Genomic DNA, 17,146 nt, shown 5'->3' with positions numbered 1-17,146 from the left:
TCTAACAAAAACTATTGAAGCCAACACATTCAATATTTTGTTCTTTTAACCACGTTGATAGCTCAGGTGAGGTTAGAATGTTTCTTTCAAGACTGCGCATTTCATTGTAGCTACTTAGCTCAATTAAATCGTTATGCTCTTCGTTACTTGGATGACACATTAACTCAACGATACCGTTAGGGTGTGTGAGTTTGTATTCTAAAAGAATGGCTTTTAGATTTTCGAATGTTGCGCCACTATCAAAGAAGCGCATATCAAATGCATCTGGGGTCGGCACTGTCAGTGTATCTTGACCTGCAACGATGTTATCAACTCTACGCACGGGTAGGTTAATGTCATTAGCAAAGCGAATAAACGCATTTTTTAATGGCGGGTAAACACCTGCAAAGTGGTGGCTATCAATGTGATTGATATTAAAGCCTGCATTAAGTGCCGCTTGATATTGTGTACTCAGTTCTAAATAGACTTCGTCTTCGCAAACCTGTTTGGTCATAAGTGTTTGTCTATTGAGGAAATATCCATCCTCATCAATTAAGCTAGGCACATCCTCAGGGTTAGATAAGGGTTTGCCTGCGGTCACCGTAAAATGCAAACCGATGTCGGGCACTAAACCTTGTTTATAGAGTTGAATAGCATGATCAATGCCGTGCTGATTCATCATAACGGTTGTTGATTTTACTGTGCCTGATTGAAAACACTCAACAATGCCGTTATTTACACTTTCTGATAAACCAAAATCATCAGCATTTAAGATCAGTTTCATGATGTTCTCCAAAACAACGATTGAACATATCAATATATCGTTTCTACTGTAGGCTTTGGTGTCTTCTCCATCAATCTAAATCGTTTAAAAAGCTCTGATAATTTGAAGTTATGCGGTAAATTAGTATCTTCGATTTTGTGCTGAGAAAGAAAAATGAAAAGAGCAACTTTATTTGGGTTGTTGGCGTCCTTGCTAGGTTTAGCTGGGGTTATCTGGTTATTAGCGGGAGGCTCTCATTTTCCCGTTTATGAATGGCCGTATGAAGCCTTCCAAGGGCTAGTGTTTTCAGTGGTATGGGGATTTGGCTTATCTGTTGTTATGGGGTATGTCGTTTCTCTACTAATTATTTCAGTTGTGCTTATTGCTTGTTTTAGCATTGGAAGTAAACTTTCAGATATCCTATTAGGGGATAATAATCAGTAAGTTAAAGAAGGCTTTATCGAGTGATAAAGCCTAAATACGCTTAGCTAATTTATCGCTGACTATACTTTTCAACAAAAAAGAGCAGAATAGGTAATCCTGATTGTTGATTAAGCTCTGCTTTCCAACACTCATAAATAGCGGTTTCATGATCAGCAATGAGTTGAAACGCCTCCATTTCTTCTGTGGCTTCTTCTGCCCATTCTCGGTATTTTACTTCATAAGGCTCTACCCAGTGAGTCAATGTATTCACTAATTCATTCCATTCTAAATGAATCCATTTTTTTGCATCAGAAGTGCCTTTTACTAACATCGCTTGATCTTTGATATCAAACTGGACGCTATGTCTTGTGAGTGTCGGTTCTAGTAGTTGTGCTGTTAGAACCTCAACGTTAATTAACGTGTTCCATAACTCGCTTTTGCTGAGCATAGGGTAGTGTTCGGAGAAGTAAGTAAAAAAAGCAATGCCATACACTTCGCCTTGATAAGCATTATAGATACGATCAATCATAGAAAGAGCCTTATCACTTGAAATATGGATAGATAGTAGATTTTTATACGTAATTTGCAATCAGTTTTAGGTAACTATTGGGTATCTCGAAATCGTTAAAGCAAGATGAACGGGATGCGTAATTTGTAAAATTCCATATATACACTTTAATAGATCCTTTATGGATAAAAAAATGGAATAAGGAGATTCTATTATGGCGTTAGAAATATGGATTTATTATGTGTTAGCTGTCTTGATTCTTACGGCTTCACCAGGCCCCAGTTCATTATTATGCATGACAAAAGGGGTGACGCATGGATGGAAATACGGTTTTTTTACGGCGTTAGGTAGCTTAAGTGCCATCACTATTATCCTTTCACTTTCTTTTACTGGCCTTGGAGTTGTCATCGCTTCATCTGAATTGGTATTTACAATCATTAAGTGGATTGGTGCGACATACCTCGTTTATATGGGAATAAAAGCCTTTTTATCAAAACAAGAAAGTTATACATCAACGGCTGAAAATACAGAGATTAAAACAGGATTTAAAGCGCATTTTGTAAGTGGTTTTATTGTTGGTGCCAGTAACCCTAAAGCGATTTTGTTTTTTACTGCTCTGTTTCCTCAATTTATTGACCCATCTGCGGCTCTCGTTCCTCAATACCTGATATTTGCGAGTACATTTATTGTATTAGAGCTTTCTTGGTTACTGTTTTATGCGTATCTAGGTTCTACATCGTCTCGTTGGCTAATGGTTAAAGGGCGTGCTAAATGGTTCAACAAATTAAGCGGAACTGTTTTTGTCGGAGCAGGGGCTTTATTGTCTACCGCTAGCCGAAATTAATGAGGATTGTGTAAGCTTTTAGTAAAGAGCGTAAATTAGTGATCTTTCTAGCAGAATGTGTGGTGGAAGATAGGTATAAGAGCCTCAGTTGTTTTATGTATTGAGGTTTCAATGACTGAAAAAGAGAAAATGTTAGCAGGGCTTCCTTATGATGCTTGGGAAGACACGCTATTAAATGATCGTATGAATGCCAAGGCGATTTGCCACCAATTTAATTTAGCTGACCCAACTAAGCTTGATGAAAGAATGGCCATTTTAAGTGAGTTGCTGTGTATAAAGGACAAAGCACATATAGAGCCAAATTTCTTTTGTGATTATGGTTATAACATTGAAATTGGAAGTAATTTTTATTCTAACCATAATTTGACGATTGTGGATGTATGTAAGGTTACTATTGGAAACAATGTGCTGTTTGGGCCACATGTGATGATTTCTACTGGTACGCATCCGATTGACTCTATCGAGCGACAAAAAACGGAGTTCGGTGCGAGTATTTCTATTGGTAATGACGTATGGCTAGGAGGAAATGTATCTGTTCTTCCAGGTGTACGTATTGGAAATAATTGTGTGATAGGCGCTGGAAGCGTTGTTAACCGAGATATTCCTGATAATAGCGTTGCGGTGGGTAATCCTTGTAGAGTCATCAAATCCGTTTAGTGTGGGCTATTTGCGAAAGGATTTTTTTGAATTAAATACTTTCGGCTAAATCACTGAGTTTTGTTTAAGTAATGGTGTCATATTCTGGCACCATTACTTATTTTTTGGATTGTATATTTAGAAAAATGAACATATTTAGGTAGTTATGGATAGTTTTTTTAGTAGTGAGATTATTCTTGCGCATTCGACTTTCTTTTTCTTTATGACATTGCTGCTGACTGGGCTTCTTCATATTCCATTATGGTGTGGTAAAAATTTAACGAAGATCCAATGGAAGAAAGTGGATTACCTTTGGCCTTTGGTTGCCGCTATTGGGTTGATGGGGACGGTTTCAGAGGTTCGCTCAAGAGTGGCTACTGATTGGGCTGAAACTGAACACACACGAGCAGTAACTAGCTTAGAATCCATTAATAGTTATACCGTTAATCAATTAAAAAGCTATTTGTGCTCTGGAGCGACGGGTGTAGAGGATGATCTTGTATCAAAACAATCGTGTTCTTGGTTTCTTGATTCAGCAAAATATTTAGAATCTGTTCGATTTAATGATTTACCCAATATTGGATTTGAAAGTCTACCGCCAATTACGTTTAGTCAAAGCATTATTGAATCCGATGTGATTTGGTTGCGTGGCATGTTTGATAATTATAAAACTCAAAAACAGGTTTATGAGACCACACTACAAGAAACGAAGAAGCACCCACTTGAAGAGATATTCTGGTATTTAAGCCCTTATTTAATTTGTATTGCGATTTCAGTTCGGGTAACCAAAGTATCGGCTGAGCTTAAGTTGGAGAAACAACAATGCAATCTATAGAACACTTTGAGCCTCAGTTTTTGAGTTTTATCCAAAAAGAGATGGTTCAAGACTTAGCGCATGATATTAACCATGTATTGCGGGTTGTCAGTATGGCAAAGCGTTTATGTGTTGAAGAGAAGGGAAAAGAGGCGGTGGTCATTCCAGCAGCTTATTTACATGACTGCTTTTCTTTTGCGAAAGATCATTCTAATCGTTCTCAAAGTTCGACATTTGCTGCGGATAAAGCGTTGGTATTTTTAAAGGAGATTGGTTATCCATCAGAGTATTATGATGAGATATACCATGCGATTGTTGCTCATAGCTTTAGTGCTAAAGTAGAAACGAGAACGTTAGAAGCAAAGATCGTTCAAGATGCAGATAGGTTGGATGCTTTAGGGGCAATAGGTATCGCTCGTTGTCTACAAGTCAGTACAAAATTAAATTCACCGCTTTACTCCATTGATGATCCATTTTGTTATCATAGAGAGCCGAATGATAAGGCTTATACCATCGATCATTTTTATGCCAAGTTGCTAACACTAGCGAATACGATGAAAACGACATCTGCGGTAGCTGAAGCCGAAAGACGCACTCAATATATGCGTGATTACTTAACTCAACTAGAGAGTGAGTTGTAATAAAAAGGGGGTAAATATCCCCCTTTAATTTGTCACTTTATTTCATTAATTCTTGGTCTACATAATGCAGAGCAAGATGTTGCGCTTCTAGTTGTACATCTATATCAATTTCGTTTTCTCTTAATTTTAGATATAACGAAATACAACATTGAAGTGCATTAATTAATGCGTCTTTTTCAGGCGGAACAACGGTCTCTTTTAAATGTTGAGAAAATTCAGGTAAGCGTTGCTCTATTTTTCTCACACCAGATGGAGTTAATCCATTTTGTTGCAAAGCTAATGGTGAAAGAACAACACTTCTTAAAAATGATAGAAATTCGACAGTTTCAAAGTATTCGCCTCGCGCAATTTTGGTTGCAGCATAATGAGTCCAAACCCAAAAACGATCTTCTATCCATTGAGGAGAAGGTTGAGGGTATTGATGAGTAGAGTTATCAAACACTTTAGTGAGTAATCCACTTCGATCCCAAATCACTTTTGTATCATCTACTCGCACTGCCGCATCAGGCAATGAAACGAATTTAAAATCCACATGTATTGCATGAGGTTTAAACAAGGCAATGATAAGTCTTGGTTCTCCGACATGTTCACCCGTGAAAGCTGCGACTTTTCCTTCTATTTTATTGATTAGTTCAAAACGCGATGACATCACTTCTTCAAAATGAGTAGGTGAAATAGCAATGACAAGGTCTAAATCACTGTATTTATCCATAGAGTCAGATGCATATGAACCACTTACACCAATACCTTCGATTCTTGTGTCCTGTGAAAAAGAATCAACAATTGTAGAAAGAAGAACCTTGTGTGTTTCAGGAAGAGTTTTAGGGAATTTCATATTTTTTACCTTTATATCGAATTCGATGTTAAAACTGATGATCAGTTAGTGCGGTAAAAACAACGCAGCATTACAGAGTATTCTGAAATTTATTTTTTATCAATAAATATCTATCTAATTAATCCGGTTAATAATTCCTCCCCAATGATGGGTCTTAGCTAAACATTTTAATGATTCAATCTCACGTTTTGCCTCTTGCTGTAACCATTCGATAAGCTCGTTAATCGCTGAAGAATGCGTGTGTTGATGGATATAATATACCCATGCGCTGTGTTGAAGTGTGGTGTGCCTTGGGCAGTAATAAAAGTTTCTTTCTAATTCCGGTAAGATCAATAAGAGATCAGTTACGGTTGCGCCTTGACCTGACAAACACGCACTTAATGCAAGATCTAATGAGTGAAAACTGGTGTTTCTCACTTTTTGATGGGGAACATATTTTTCATTATTTAGCCAAGTAATCCAATCGAGATGATCAACTGTAGGATGCAACCTTGGTAATTGAAGAACATCATCTAACACCGTGTCTTTTGTTGTAATGTTGGTAGCACAAACTGGTGCCATAAATTCTTCACGTAACAGAGAAAAATTAGATTTATTATCGTAATGATTCTTTAATCTTGTATGGAAAATCAATAAATCATAATCAGTGGTATTGAGGGCTTCGTCTTCTTCTAAAGAAGGAATGATGACGATTTCATAATCTGAATATCTCTCATTCATTTCTTTAATTTTAGGTAAGAGAGCGCGGGTAGCAAAGCTTAATGCTGCTTTGATAACAATACGTTTAGGCTTTGGATCTTGCCAAGATGAAATCACTGATTCGAGGGAAGTAAAGTTATCCTGTAACGTTTTATACAGTTCTAAACCTTGTGTCGTCAGTTGAATCGAACGGTGTTTTCGTATGATTAGAGATGCGTTGAGATCATCTTCAAGTTGCTTTACTTGGCGGCTGACTGCACTTTGAGTCACATTAAGCTCATTTGCCGCTGAAGTAAAACTCATCAACCTTGCAACAGATTCAAAAGCTTTAAAGCCGTTATGTGAGTAAGGTAATGTTGGATAGGGTGTCATTAGATTCTCGCATGAGTTTTTGGAATGTCAGTCTGACGAATTAATTAATTGAATACTACTTTTTTAAACGATAACGTGATGTGAAATTATTTAATCTATCTTTCTATGAAAAAAATTCTTACGCTCGCTTTTCCTCTTATTGTTTCTCAGTTGATTTCTATGGCATTAGTTCTTACTGATGTTTGGATGATGTCACGATTAAGTGTTTCGGCATTGGCTGGTGGTGGCTTGGGGGCATCGGTTTACTTTTTTATTTTTATCGTAGCAAGCAGCACAGTCGGTTGCGTTGCTAATTTGATTGCTATTGCTTATGGGCAAAGATTGGCGAGACCTGAATTTGGGAACCAACAAATTAGACTTGCTATAAAGGGGGCGGTTTTATTATCAATAATATTGAGCGTTATTTTACTATTTGCCTTTTCTTATGCTCCAAATGTGCTGCGTTTAGCGGGACAACCAGAGGAAATGATTTCATTGGCGATGGAATACGTTGATGCTTTAAAGTGGGCAATGTTTCCGTCACTCATACTGTTGGTTTTACGTGGTTTAACAAGCGCATTGGGCAATGTTCGTTCTATTATGGTGATGTCTGTGATCACAGTTATTCTTAATGTTCCTATTAGCTATGTACTTACTTTTCAGCTTGGCATGGGATTGTATGGGCTAGGGCTAGGCACCGCTATTGCTGCATTGATGGTGATGCTAGGTTACGGGCTTTGGGTCTTTAAACAACAAGAATACAAACCGTTTGCTCCTTGGTTAAATCTAGAAGAGTACTCGATAAAGTTGATTACACCTCTATTAGTTATGGGATTGCCTATTGCTGTTGCAGCCTTATTGGAACACGGATTGATTTATGGTGGTACTTTAATGGCGGGTACCATTAGTATTGCCTCATTAGCTTTGCACCAAATCCTATTGCAATGTTTGAGCTTTACTTGGAACTTCAACTTTGGTTTCTCGCAAGCTGCTGCAATCTTAGTTGGAAGAGATTTTGGTGCAAACAATGTGGATGGAATTAAGAAAACGTCACAGCATAGTTTTGTACTGGTTACGGTAATGAGTGTGTTTATTGCTGCTGTCTTTATCATTTGGCCAGAGAGTATTGCGGATCTATTCCAATTAGATAATGGCGAAAATAATATGTCAGCTTTACTTACCTCAGTAATTTGGGTTGTTGCTTTATGTTTTGTTGTTGATGCGTGGCAATTGCTGGCAATCAATTTATTACGAGGAATGAAGATTGTCTCTTTACCTACCGTAATGACCGCGATTGGTTATTGGGTATGTGGTTTACCTGCTGCTTGGTATTTAATGCCTATCTTTGGATTAAGTGGCATATGGGCAGGGATTGGCATTGGCTTAGGAGTAACGGGTATTCTGTTATTGGTGCAGTTGTTGATATCGATTGCACGAGTGAAAACTCATTATCAGGAAATAGAGAATTAAAGTTGCTGTATTTTAAAACACTTCACAAATCAGGCTAAAAATTCATGATATTTTTGTACGTATATTAAGTATTTCATAAAAGGGATTTATGATGATTTATACGATACAAGAAAAAGTGATTACGTATCCAGAGCAGGTATTAAAAGAGTGGCAGAAAGGAAATAAAGATTGGTTACCTATTGATTTAACAGAACTTGTTGACTGTAAAAGCTACTTTAATAAATATTTTCATGAGTGCTATGCGTTAACACATTATTTAGATAATGGATGGTATGGGACTGCGTTTTATGCTTTAGGTAACTCTGCAACGTCGAACTCTCTGTATGATGCAGGCCGAGTGTTACTTTCCCAGTATATTTGTCCTGTGAAGCTTTCTTTATTAAAAGGAATAAGAACAGGATTAACCGCTGGTGAGCCTGAATTGTTTTTATTTAAGCCTGATGGTTCTTTGCTATTTGTGAAAGTACAAAAGGCTGGAAAACACTTATCTGAAGCTGAACTTATTTGTTTGTCCAACATTAAGTCTGTTTTGGAATGTGAAGTAGAAATAGTTTATGTAATGGAAGGCAGTAAGACGTATAAACCAAAAACTTATGACATTAAAGTAGTGCAATTTCCTAATCCGCTAGGGGTGTAACCTTGATAATGAACCCCCTTTACTAATAGAAAGGGGGCGTTGGTATTTGTTATGTACAAGAAGTGACTTTTTTCCATGGAGAGCTTTCAGTCAGACCTGGCTGTTGTAATTGAGTCCACCATTGCGCTTGCCACATCTTGCCTTGGAAATTGACGGTTTCGCCTTTGATATACACTTGGTGAGGTTTCCATTCTTCCTGTGGACATAATGTTAGAGGTTCAGGTGTACGCATCCAGTCAATAATTTGTTTATGGTTTACAAATCTTACTTCAGGTTTAGATAAAGCGTATTTAATAAAACGTTTTAAAACATTTCTACGTGTATCGACATTACTTTCTGGCATGCCAATATGTTCTTCACCACCAATATAACCATAGAATGCAGAATGTAATCCAAGGACAAGTGGAGCTCGATTCCCTTGCATTCTTAAATCTAAGTTATATTTATAAATGGCAACAACATCATTTTCATTAAGGCCGGCCGCTCCCCAATTAGGTGTTGAATATAAATTCCAATCAAAATTGTCACCTTTACCAGAAATTGGATCGAAATAACTAATACGACTCGCTATTTTATCTCTAAGAGAATAGTTTAATTCATATTGTTCTAATAGTTCATCAGGCGGAACAATTAAGGTGTGAAGGGGGATCTCCCATAAACCGGGATAGTTATTTATAGCAGGTTTCCACCAACCACTGACTGCTGCATTATGAGATGGGCTTCCATTATCTAGGGTATATGGCCAGTAGTTGTTTTGACCATTTTGCTCAGGTGTAATTCCCGCAGGAAAGCTAACATCATAAACAATGTTATTTTCAATTAATGCATTGAGTGTGTTGTCATTGTATGTCATGTAAGGGGCACGAAAACCTGAAACATGTTCAATACCTAGACCACCATTGTCCGATGCTGACATCAGTAGTTTATTACAATCAGCAACTTCTGTGTGCCATTGCTCTGGAGTCATCCATGATGTTAAAGGATTATAATTCACTTTATCGTCAGGATGTGTTTCTGTGTGATTGCCAATATCATGATTATCCGTAACTAATTGACGCCATAACTCTTTTATTTCTGTATTTTCACGTGCTGGAGCACAATGCATAAAAAATGAAGCAGATAAGGGAAGGTTAGCGAAGCGGTCATTACCATCTGGGTTTTTGTTCTTTTTCAATTCCTTAATAACCCACTCTAGGCCATCTTTTTCGACATTATCATCAAAGCCTAGGCTAATAAACATGGGTGTATGTTTAATTTGAATTGGTGGCATATCAGATGGAGGCACGTTATCTTTTTTCAGTAGTGTATTACTCGCAACAACTGATGTAGATATGAGTAAAGTAAGACAAGCTGTGACTAAAGAGCCTCTTGGTTTGTACATAATTAATTCCTTTTAGTTAATGAGAATAGCAGTCTAGTAAAGGAGGGAAAGAAAACAAAAAAGGAAGAAAAGCTTGTGCGATGAAAAGGAATAAATGCGACGTTCATAATGTTGCGATGTAATTGAGTCTTTTAACTATTAGTTTCTCATAAATGATTCTTTTTATTCTTGTATCAAAAAAACAAAGTATGCATAGTCGAATTTGTGTGATTTTTTTACGTTATATGGACGTTTTAAACATTCTATACCACACTCATTAAATGCAGAAAAAGGATGATTGATGCGACTAATGAAAAAAGGATTTGTCGGGTTAATACTCGGGTGTGTTTCAAACAGTGCTTTTGCGATTTCAGAGTTATGGCTTGATCGTTACGCTTATGATGCGATTCAACAAGGGTTTAATAAAAAAGACATTTCTGTTTATCATAAGAAGCGTGGAGATTTAGATAATTACCCATTATCTGGGTATGCTGATTATCGTGCCTTTCTTTTTGATTTAAAAAATAAAACACCAGAAGAAGTAAATCAGTTTTCAAAAGAGTTTGCTGATTATCCATTCTCCGTTTCCATTCGTGCTGACTACCTTAATGCGTTGATTGCTACCAAAAATTGGCCATATTTAATTGCTTATCAAACAGAGTTACCTCGTGATCAAGATTACCAATGTTGGTATTACACTGCTTTTTATTATGAGAATGAATTGGACACCGCCTTTGATGGGGCAAAGCGACTCTGGTTAGATGGTGAGAGTGTCTCTAGCGCTTGTAATTCCCTTTTTTCATATTGGGATAAGGCCGGTGAACGAACCGATAACATGATACTTGAGCGTGCGTTATACGCTGTTGATGCAAAGAACCCTAGATTGATTACCTATTTGCGAAAATTAGCCTCTACGGTTGATAGCAAAGACACTTTAACGGAAATGCTTCGATTGTATCGTCAGCCTGAAAAGTTTACCGTGGTTTTTGAAACCAAAGAGGACACGCAATTTAATCGTAATTATGCTCAAACAGCGCTAAAACATTTGGCAAAACATAATATAAATTCCGCTTATGAAAAGGTGGACTTTGTACAGAGTCATTTTTCATTTGAAGTTAATGAACTTCAAGCAACACTTGAGTTTCTGGCCGTTAGATTACTGGATACAAAAGATCCTGAAATAATCCAATGGAGAGACGATGTTTTTGAACGCTCAAGCGATAGTGTCGTTCTAGAGCAACGAATTCGATTGGCGATTAGAAAAACACAATGGAACGAAATTATATTTTGGATTAATAAGCTCACCAGCGAAGAACAAGCATCATATCGATGGCAGTATTGGTTAGCTCGTAGTGAGATGAAGCTAGGAGATACCGAGTCTGGTGAAACACGCTTAAAGCGTATCGCTGGTAATAGGTACTTTTATAGTATTGCGGCATCTATTGCACTAAAAAGAGAACCTCGATTCCCTATTGCTCGTGTTGAGTGTAATAAAGAACAACTAGAACCATATCAAGATGATATTGATCGTGTAGAGGAATTACTCGCATTAGGTAAAACGTACCCTGCAAGAAAACATTGGCGTCATGTAGTCGCAAAAGAGAATCAAGCAAAGAGTGCGGTTTTAGCTTGTTATGCTAAAAAGAAGCATTGGCATTTATTTACGCATGAAGCCACCATTCGTGGGAGTTATGGGATTATATTTATCTGCGTTTCCCTGTTCGCTATTGGAAAGAATTTACACGCTATGGCACTAAATATAATGTGGATCCTGTGACATTATTAGCCCTTTCAAGACAAGAAAGTGGTTTAGAACTAACCACTAAATCACCTGTTGGTGCACGTGGATTGATGCAAGTGTTACCAAGTACTGCTGCATTTATGGCACAGAAGTATAATTTAAATTATCGACATTCGAGTGACCTGTTTGATTTAGACAAAAATGTTGCCGTAGGTAGTCGTTATTTAAGTCATTTGCTTGCTCGCTATAAGAACAATAGAGCTTACGCATTTTCTGCTTACAATGCAGGACCAACAATGGTGATGGTATGGCGAAGAGCGGCAAGTAAAGAGATTGATATATTTGGTTATATAGAGTCAATTTCTTTTAAAGAGACTCGAGTATACGTAAAGAATATTTTTATGTTTGAAATGTATTATCGAGAAATCTTAAAACTAGAAGGTGACTTCTTAAGACCTTCCGAATTGACGAATTCGATTTAACTAACGATAGGAATAATTATAGGTATGCACCATCAAGATCAATTGGCTGAACTGAGTTATAAAACGACACGCCTTGTCATTGAACATATAGATTCTGTGATAGTAAACGAGCAAGGAAGCCAAGTCGTATTGAATAAGATTGTTGCGTTACTAACACCTCAAGTTACCCGAGGGTTGCCTCCTTATTTCCACGATATAGAAACGATAAAAGAAGCGGAAATATGGCTGAAGAAAATGTCGAATGAAAGTCAGCTATTTACGGTATCGGTTAAGAATACTAAGGATATTATTGGCTTTTTATTTTTATCGGGAGCAGATAGCGAGGAAGTTCATTTAGGGTACTTATTAGGTGACGAGTATTGGCATAAAGGCTATGGCTCAGAATTACTCAGTGGTCTCTTAGATTACCTGTACCAACACCCATCTATAGAGAGACTTGTTGGTGGTGTTGATAAAGATAATATTGCCTCTGCTAAACTACTAGAAAAAGTAGGATTTGTTGTCAAAGAAGAAATGGATTCTATGGTTGTGTTTTATGAGTATATTTTTAATCATACTAAAAATTAGTATACGAAAAGCGGATAGCTTCTAACTTTTACTCTCTATTTTTCTTTATATAATGACGCCAACATTAACCTTTGGAGTTTTTATTATGAGAAGTCGTTTTGACCGAATTCGTCACGCTATTATGTTTGAGTTAATTGGTCTTATTCTTATTGTCGGTGTTTTAAGTCAATTTGGCTTTGAAATGGGCCATGTTGGTATTATGGGTGTTGTATTTTCACTTGTCGCAACTGGGTGGAATTATGTTTATAACATCTTATTTGATAAGTACATGCTGAGAAAAACAGGCAGCACAGTAAAATCAACATTAAACCGTGTTGTTCATAGCTTAGGGTTTGAAGGCGGGTTATTGATTCTGACTATTCCTGCTATAGCGTGGTTCTTAAATATTAGTATCTTGGAAGCTTTTATTCTTGATATCGGTCTCGTGGTTTTCTATCTGTTTTATGCGTATGTTTATAATTTAGCTTATGATAAAGCATTCCCTATTAATGAGGTAAAACAAGTAGCTCAATAAGTAGGGAGTAAGATTAACTAAGGAGTGGTTATGAGTCATAAATTGTCGGATTTTTCAGTTCAAATTCCCATAAATAAAGAACTGTGCGCATTTCAGGATGAAGTAAAAGAGCAACTGTATGACTTTAACCACTCCCGACCATCAGAACATCAGTTAAGATCCGATGTATTGCAATCTATCCTTGGTCAATACAAGGGAGTGGCTATCGTACCTCCATTTTATTGCGATATGGGAAAGAACATACATTTTGAGTGTGGTGGATTTTTAAATTCAGGAGTTAAGATCTTAGATCTTGCTCCTGTTTTTATTGGAGCACATGTTCAAGTTGGCCCAAATGTTGTGATCAGTACAGCAGGGCATCCTTTTGATCTAGCGGAGCGAGTATTACCAATTGCTTCAGCTAACCCTATTAAGATTGGAGATAACGTTTGGATTGGTGCTAACGCCGTTATATTGGATGGTGTGACAATCGGTGATCGAAGTGTGATTGGTGCTGGAAGTGTAGTGACAAAAGATATTCCACCAGACTGTGTCGCTGTCGGTAATCCTTGTCGAGTGATTAAGACGATTACTCATTCAGATATGCCATCTGACGATGAACTTGATGAAATGTGGGCAGGTCTAACATAATTATTATTATCAATAAAACACACAATTGAATAATTTGTGAACAATATCATTTATTAGTGATCACAACGGCACATTGTTTTAAAAAAATTTCCTAGAATATATCTATAACCACAAGGAGGTAACTATGGACAGTGTGACTATTGCATTACATCAGTTAAATAGAGCGATTGATCTCTATTTTAATGAGCGTGACTTTATTTGTACGATTACATTAAGTAACTCTGCGCAGACAATTTTAAGAAAAAAACTTGTTTCTGAATCTCAGGCAAGAGCGTGTGAAGATGTTATTTTTAATAAATCTTTTACTACTTTTCAGCCAAGCTCAAAGACAGAGCCTTGCGTATCTCTTCACTCATTAGAGACTGAACATGAATGGGAAGAGAAAGCGACAGAAGTTCTAATGAAATGCTGTGAGAACGTCATGAAGCTTAATTTACCACGTAGTATTCAAGTTTCAGCGTTTGTAAGAGCAAAGAGTAAAATGTTTGTGTGTTCTTAGTATGAGCAAAAAACTATGTATCAATGCGCTATATGCGTCGCTAACTTGTGAAATTATTTTTTTAGTCTTGGCGTATGTTTATAAACATAATCGTTGATTAGCATTGGATATGGTTCGTTTTAGAGCCCAAAACTCGTACTTTTAAGTTGTTGATATTTAAGGTTTTGTTTTTGTTGAGTTTATCATGGTTACTGGTAGTCTTCTTCTTAATAACCTTAAGGAGTATCTATGGCTATTTATAATGAAACATTTGATGGTGTTAATTTCTCACATCAAGATCTGAGTAACGCATATTATGAAGGGTGTAAGTTTTACCTATGTAATTTTTCTCGAGCAAATTTAAGAGATGCTCAGTTTGTTGATTGCAGTTTCATTGAGCAAGGAGCAATTGAAGGATGCCACTTTGAGTATGCAGACTTACGAGATTCGTCATTTAAGAGTTGTAAGATAGCAATGGCAAATTTTAAAGGCGCAAATGCATTTGGAATTGAGTTTAGAGAGTGTGATTTGAAAGGCGCTAATTTTTCTCAAGCGAGTTTTTCAAATCAAATTAATCATCAAATGTACTTTTGTTCCGCTTACATTACGGGTTGTAATTTATCGTATGCAAATCTTGAACGCTTATGCATTGAAAAGTGTGATTTGTTCGAAAATAAATGGAATGGGGCGAATTTACAAGGGGCGTCCTTTAAAGGTTCAGACTTAAGTCGAGGCTCTTTCTCAGAAGATGCATGGGAACAGTTTAAGTTTCAAGAGAGTGATTTATGCCATTGTGAATTAGAAGGCTTAGATCCTCGTCGTATTGACTTAACTGGTGTGAAAATTTGTGGATGGCAACAAGAGCAATTGTTAGAACCGTTAGGATTGATTGTACTTCCTGAATAAAGACGTGTTTTAATAGTTATTCAAAGCTTTTTAAATAGAATGAATTTATACAATGACTAAGATATTAACGATTGTTGCAAGAATTGAAGCAAAAAATGGTAATGCTGAATTTGTAAAAGAAGCAATGCTTAAGTTACTGGAGCCTACACGTAAAGAAGTAGGGTGTATTCAGTATGATCTTCACCAAGATAATGAGAATCCAAATGTATTTGTATTTCATGAACAATGGGAAAGCGAAGCGCATTTACAAGATCATTTAAACACTGCTCATATTGCTGAGTACGTAAAAACAGTTGATGGAGCTATTGACTCATTTGTTCTAAATCGAATGACTAAGCTGTAATTACGTTCTTCATTAACGAAAAAAGCCACTTATGATTACTCACAAGTGGCTTTTTATGTCTTACTTACTATTAGAAAGACAGGAAGATGCCTGCAACGGTTGCACTCATTAAGTTTGCTAATGTTGCTGCAAAGATTGCTTTCATACCTAAACGTGCGATATCAGGGCGACGGCTTGGTACTACACCTCCTAAACCACCCATTAACATTGCAATAGAGGTTAAGTTAGCAAAGCCACATAAGGCAAAGGTAACGATAGCTTGAGAATGTTCACTTAATTGATCTTTTACTGCTATTAGATCAGCAAAAGCTACAAATTCATTAATCGCAATTTTTTTACCGATTAGACTTGCTGCAATTGTTGCCTCTGACCATGGAACACCGATTAACCATGCTACAGGTGCAAATAGGTAACCAAAGATTAACTCTAAGCTTAAATTGTCTAAGCCAACAAATAATCCTAATTTATGTAAACCACCATTTAGTAGTGCAATTAAGCTAATAATAGCTAATAAGCTCGCACCAACAGCAAATACAATTTGTAAGCCATTTAATGCACCTTGTGAAGCGGCATCAATAATGTTTACTGGAGCATCATCAACTTCATCTTCTGAGTATTGTTCTGCTTCATTGATTTCTTCTGTTTGAGGAACCAAAAGTTTTGCCATCATTAGGCCAGCAGGTGCTGACATGAAACTTGCGGCAATTAAGTATCTAAGTTCAACACCTAATCCTGCGTAACCAACCATTGTTCCGCCAGCTACAGAGGCAAGACCACCAACCATAACAGCAAACAGTTCAGAGCGTGACATTTTTGCAAGGAAAGGGCGAACAACCAGTGGTGCTTCAACAGAACCAACAAAAATATTTGCGGTTGCAGACATAGATTCTGTACGAGTTGTACCTAAGAAGCGTTGTAATCCGCCACCAATGGTGCGAATAACCCAACCCATAACACCTAGGTAATAGAGTACTGAGATAAGAGCAGAGAAGAATACAATCGTAGGTAAAACGTTGACGGCAAAAATGAAGCCCAGTTTGTACTGGGCAAGATCACAAAAAGGAATTCTGTACCTACACGACCGTAATCAATAATGCTTGATACTGCCATAGAAATACTATTTAGAATAGTTCGACCAATAGGAACGTATAAGATAAAACCGGCAAATAACAGTTGAATTAGGAAAGCACCTAATACTGTTCTCCATTTTATGGCTTGACGGTTTTCTGAGAAAAGAATTGCAATCGCGAATAGGCAAACAATGCCTAAAATACTGACCAAAAAGTTCACGGTCAAACTCCAAAAGTATCTAGTGTAATGATTGCGGAGGTATTCTATTCAAAAATAAAAATGTGACAAGGATCAAATTGTTAAGCTAAAAACATCGTGATAACAAAAAAAGACTTATTTGTTGGATTAGTAGACAAAAACCTCTTAATTGAGGCTTTTATCACATATTTAGAAGTCAGTTTTTATTATATGAAACAATTGTGGTGGATTTTTGATTAATAATCCCATCAGTAAA

Annotated in this window: 20 protein-coding genes and 1 pseudogene; 15 read left to right on the top strand and 6 right to left on the bottom strand. The window is 36.9% G+C overall.

Annotated elements, in window-relative coordinates:
• Position 1 precedes the first annotated feature (1 nt).
• On the bottom strand, positions 2 to 763 hold the full coding sequence (locus AAFX60_007225; GenBank protein XDF76591.1) for a carbohydrate deacetylase: 762 nt from the start codon (positions 761 to 763) through the stop codon (positions 2 to 4).
• A 153-nt stretch (positions 764 to 916) separates the two neighbouring features.
• Here AAFX60_007225 and AAFX60_007220 point away from each other — a divergent pair, with 153 nt between their 5' ends.
• Positions 917 to 1,186 carry a hypothetical protein gene (locus AAFX60_007220; protein XDF76590.1) on the top strand — a complete coding sequence of 90 codons (270 nt, stop codon included), beginning with the start codon at positions 917 to 919 and terminating at the stop codon, positions 1,184 to 1,186.
• 49 nt (positions 1,187 to 1,235) lie between these two features.
• On the opposite strand, the gene AAFX60_007215 is transcribed toward AAFX60_007220, so the two are convergent.
• Complete coding sequence (locus tag AAFX60_007215) at positions 1,236 to 1,694, bottom strand: hypothetical protein (protein ID XDF76589.1); 459 nt, start codon at positions 1,692 to 1,694, stop codon at positions 1,236 to 1,238.
• Between the two features lie 193 nt (positions 1,695 to 1,887).
• Between AAFX60_007215 and AAFX60_007210 the strand changes: the two genes are divergently transcribed.
• The 4 genes from AAFX60_007210 (at position 1,888) to AAFX60_007195 (ending at position 4,608) form a co-directional block, all read left to right on the top strand.
• On the top strand, positions 1,888 to 2,517 hold the full coding sequence (locus AAFX60_007210) for a LysE family translocator (GenBank protein ID XDF76588.1): 630 nt from the start codon (positions 1,888 to 1,890) through the stop codon (positions 2,515 to 2,517).
• Positions 2,518 to 2,628: 111 nt separating this feature from the next.
• Entirely contained in the window at positions 2,629 to 3,174 is a 546-nt protein-coding gene (locus AAFX60_007205) for a sugar O-acetyltransferase (protein ID XDF76587.1), read from the top strand.
• A gap of 145 nt (positions 3,175 to 3,319) precedes the next feature.
• Entirely contained in the window at positions 3,320 to 3,988 is a 669-nt protein-coding gene (locus tag AAFX60_007200) for a hypothetical protein (GenBank protein ID XDF76586.1), read from the top strand.
• Positions 3,976 to 4,608, top strand: a complete 633-nt coding sequence (locus AAFX60_007195) for an HD domain-containing protein (GenBank protein ID XDF76585.1) — start codon at positions 3,976 to 3,978, stop codon at positions 4,606 to 4,608. The genes AAFX60_007200 and AAFX60_007195 overlap by 13 nt, the downstream gene beginning before the upstream one ends.
• A 37-nt stretch (positions 4,609 to 4,645) precedes the next feature.
• Here the strand turns inward: AAFX60_007195 and AAFX60_007190 are convergent, their stop codons facing one another.
• Together AAFX60_007190 and AAFX60_007185 are read right to left on the bottom strand one after the other, a co-directional pair.
• Positions 4,646 to 5,443 (bottom strand): nucleotidyltransferase domain-containing protein, encoded by a 798-nt coding sequence (locus tag AAFX60_007190; GenBank protein ID XDF76584.1) that lies wholly within the window; start codon positions 5,441 to 5,443, stop codon positions 4,646 to 4,648.
• A 114-nt stretch (positions 5,444 to 5,557) separates the two neighbouring features.
• On the bottom strand, positions 5,558 to 6,514 hold the full coding sequence (locus AAFX60_007185) for a LysR family transcriptional regulator (GenBank protein ID XDF76583.1): 957 nt from the start codon (positions 6,512 to 6,514) through the stop codon (positions 5,558 to 5,560).
• 105 nt (positions 6,515 to 6,619) lie between these two features.
• Here AAFX60_007185 and AAFX60_007180 point away from each other — a divergent pair, with 105 nt between their 5' ends.
• Together AAFX60_007180 and AAFX60_007175 are read left to right on the top strand one after the other, a co-directional pair.
• Entirely contained in the window at positions 6,620 to 7,963 is a 1,344-nt protein-coding gene (locus AAFX60_007180; GenBank protein XDF76582.1) for an MATE family efflux transporter, read from the top strand.
• Between the two features lie 88 nt (positions 7,964 to 8,051).
• Positions 8,052 to 8,600: a VRR-NUC domain-containing protein gene (locus AAFX60_007175; GenBank protein ID XDF76581.1), complete on the top strand. Its 549-nt coding sequence runs from the start codon at positions 8,052 to 8,054 to the stop codon at positions 8,598 to 8,600.
• A 49-nt stretch (positions 8,601 to 8,649) separates the two neighbouring features.
• On the opposite strand, the gene AAFX60_007170 is transcribed toward AAFX60_007175, so the two are convergent.
• Positions 8,650 to 9,981 (bottom strand): polysaccharide deacetylase family protein, encoded by a 1,332-nt coding sequence (locus tag AAFX60_007170; GenBank protein ID XDF76580.1) that lies wholly within the window; start codon positions 9,979 to 9,981, stop codon positions 8,650 to 8,652.
• A gap of 280 nt (positions 9,982 to 10,261) precedes the next feature.
• Here AAFX60_007170 and AAFX60_007165 point away from each other — a divergent pair, with 280 nt between their 5' ends.
• The 8 genes from AAFX60_007165 to AAFX60_007130 all read left to right on the top strand — a co-directional run bounded on the left by AAFX60_007165 (position 10,262) and on the right by AAFX60_007130 (position 15,621).
• Positions 10,262 to 11,737 (top strand): lytic murein transglycosylase, encoded by a 1,476-nt coding sequence (locus AAFX60_007165; GenBank protein XDF76579.1) that lies wholly within the window; start codon positions 10,262 to 10,264, stop codon positions 11,735 to 11,737.
• The gene (locus AAFX60_007160) at positions 11,734 to 12,183 is read left to right on the top strand and encodes a lytic transglycosylase domain-containing protein (protein ID XDF76578.1); all 450 of its coding nucleotides are present in this window, start codon (positions 11,734 to 11,736) and stop codon (positions 12,181 to 12,183) included. The genes AAFX60_007165 and AAFX60_007160 overlap by 4 nt, the downstream gene beginning before the upstream one ends.
• Before the next feature lie 24 nt (positions 12,184 to 12,207).
• On the top strand, positions 12,208 to 12,750 hold the full coding sequence (locus AAFX60_007155; protein ID XDF76577.1) for a GNAT family N-acetyltransferase: 543 nt from the start codon (positions 12,208 to 12,210) through the stop codon (positions 12,748 to 12,750).
• Between the two features lie 85 nt (positions 12,751 to 12,835).
• The gene (locus AAFX60_007150) at positions 12,836 to 13,264 is read left to right on the top strand and encodes a PACE efflux transporter (GenBank protein ID XDF76576.1); all 429 of its coding nucleotides are present in this window, start codon (positions 12,836 to 12,838) and stop codon (positions 13,262 to 13,264) included.
• Positions 13,265 to 13,294: 30 nt separating this feature from the next.
• A complete protein-coding gene (locus tag AAFX60_007145; protein ID XDF76575.1) occupies positions 13,295 to 13,894 on the top strand; it encodes a sugar O-acetyltransferase in 600 nt (199 codons plus the stop codon).
• A gap of 124 nt (positions 13,895 to 14,018) precedes the next feature.
• Positions 14,019 to 14,393 carry a hypothetical protein gene (locus AAFX60_007140; protein ID XDF76574.1) on the top strand — a complete coding sequence of 125 codons (375 nt, stop codon included), beginning with the start codon at positions 14,019 to 14,021 and terminating at the stop codon, positions 14,391 to 14,393.
• A 228-nt stretch (positions 14,394 to 14,621) separates the two neighbouring features.
• Positions 14,622 to 15,278 (top strand): Qnr family pentapeptide repeat protein, encoded by a 657-nt coding sequence (locus AAFX60_007135; GenBank protein XDF76573.1) that lies wholly within the window; start codon positions 14,622 to 14,624, stop codon positions 15,276 to 15,278.
• A gap of 52 nt (positions 15,279 to 15,330) precedes the next feature.
• Positions 15,331 to 15,621, top strand: coding sequence for a putative quinol monooxygenase (locus tag AAFX60_007130; protein XDF76572.1), 291 nt, complete (start codon positions 15,331 to 15,333; stop codon positions 15,619 to 15,621).
• 70 nt (positions 15,622 to 15,691) lie between these two features.
• Here AAFX60_007130 and AAFX60_007125 read toward each other — a convergent pair.
• Positions 15,692 to 16,911: pseudogene (locus tag AAFX60_007125) on the bottom strand (NupC/NupG family nucleoside CNT transporter).
• Positions 16,912 to 17,146: the final 235 nt, after the last annotated feature.

Source organism: Aliivibrio fischeri (genome assembly GCA_038993745.2).
GTDB classification, from domain to species: Bacteria; Pseudomonadota; Gammaproteobacteria; order Enterobacterales; family Vibrionaceae; genus Aliivibrio; species Aliivibrio fischeri_B.
Note: the sequence above shows the minus strand (reverse complement) of the source record. Positions and strands in the feature narration are given on the sequence as shown.

Excerpts from the sequence above, each read along its gene's own strand:
- AAFX60_007135 (XDF76573.1), top strand. The coding sequence starts at position 14,622 with ATGGCTATTTATAATGAAACATTTGATGGTGTTAATTTCTCACATCAA.
- AAFX60_007215 (XDF76589.1), bottom strand. The coding sequence starts at position 1,694 with ATGATTGATCGTATCTATAATGCTTATCAAGGCGAAGTGTATGGCATT.
- AAFX60_007195 (XDF76585.1), top strand. The coding sequence starts at position 3,976 with ATGCAATCTATAGAACACTTTGAGCCTCAGTTTTTGAGTTTTATCCAA.
- AAFX60_007180 (XDF76582.1), top strand. The coding sequence starts at position 6,620 with ATGAAAAAAATTCTTACGCTCGCTTTTCCTCTTATTGTTTCTCAGTTG.
- AAFX60_007225 (XDF76591.1), bottom strand. The coding sequence starts at position 763 with ATGAAACTGATCTTAAATGCTGATGATTTTGGTTTATCAGAAAGTGTA.
- AAFX60_007170 (XDF76580.1), bottom strand. The coding sequence starts at position 9,981 with ATGTACAAACCAAGAGGCTCTTTAGTCACAGCTTGTCTTACTTTACTC.
- AAFX60_007155 (XDF76577.1), top strand. The coding sequence starts at position 12,208 with ATGCACCATCAAGATCAATTGGCTGAACTGAGTTATAAAACGACACGC.
- AAFX60_007220 (XDF76590.1), top strand. The coding sequence starts at position 917 with ATGAAAAGAGCAACTTTATTTGGGTTGTTGGCGTCCTTGCTAGGTTTA.
- AAFX60_007185 (XDF76583.1), bottom strand. The coding sequence starts at position 6,514 with ATGACACCCTATCCAACATTACCTTACTCACATAACGGCTTTAAAGCT.
- AAFX60_007165 (XDF76579.1), top strand. The coding sequence starts at position 10,262 with ATGCGACTAATGAAAAAAGGATTTGTCGGGTTAATACTCGGGTGTGTT.
- AAFX60_007145 (XDF76575.1), top strand. The coding sequence starts at position 13,295 with ATGAGTCATAAATTGTCGGATTTTTCAGTTCAAATTCCCATAAATAAA.
- AAFX60_007190 (XDF76584.1), bottom strand. The coding sequence starts at position 5,443 with ATGAAATTCCCTAAAACTCTTCCTGAAACACACAAGGTTCTTCTTTCT.
- AAFX60_007175 (XDF76581.1), top strand. The coding sequence starts at position 8,052 with ATGATGATTTATACGATACAAGAAAAAGTGATTACGTATCCAGAGCAG.
- AAFX60_007140 (XDF76574.1), top strand. The coding sequence starts at position 14,019 with ATGGACAGTGTGACTATTGCATTACATCAGTTAAATAGAGCGATTGAT.
- AAFX60_007210 (XDF76588.1), top strand. The coding sequence starts at position 1,888 with ATGGCGTTAGAAATATGGATTTATTATGTGTTAGCTGTCTTGATTCTT.
- AAFX60_007205 (XDF76587.1), top strand. The coding sequence starts at position 2,629 with ATGACTGAAAAAGAGAAAATGTTAGCAGGGCTTCCTTATGATGCTTGG.
- AAFX60_007200 (XDF76586.1), top strand. The coding sequence starts at position 3,320 with ATGGATAGTTTTTTTAGTAGTGAGATTATTCTTGCGCATTCGACTTTC.
- AAFX60_007150 (XDF76576.1), top strand. The coding sequence starts at position 12,836 with ATGAGAAGTCGTTTTGACCGAATTCGTCACGCTATTATGTTTGAGTTA.
- AAFX60_007130 (XDF76572.1), top strand. The coding sequence starts at position 15,331 with ATGACTAAGATATTAACGATTGTTGCAAGAATTGAAGCAAAAAATGGT.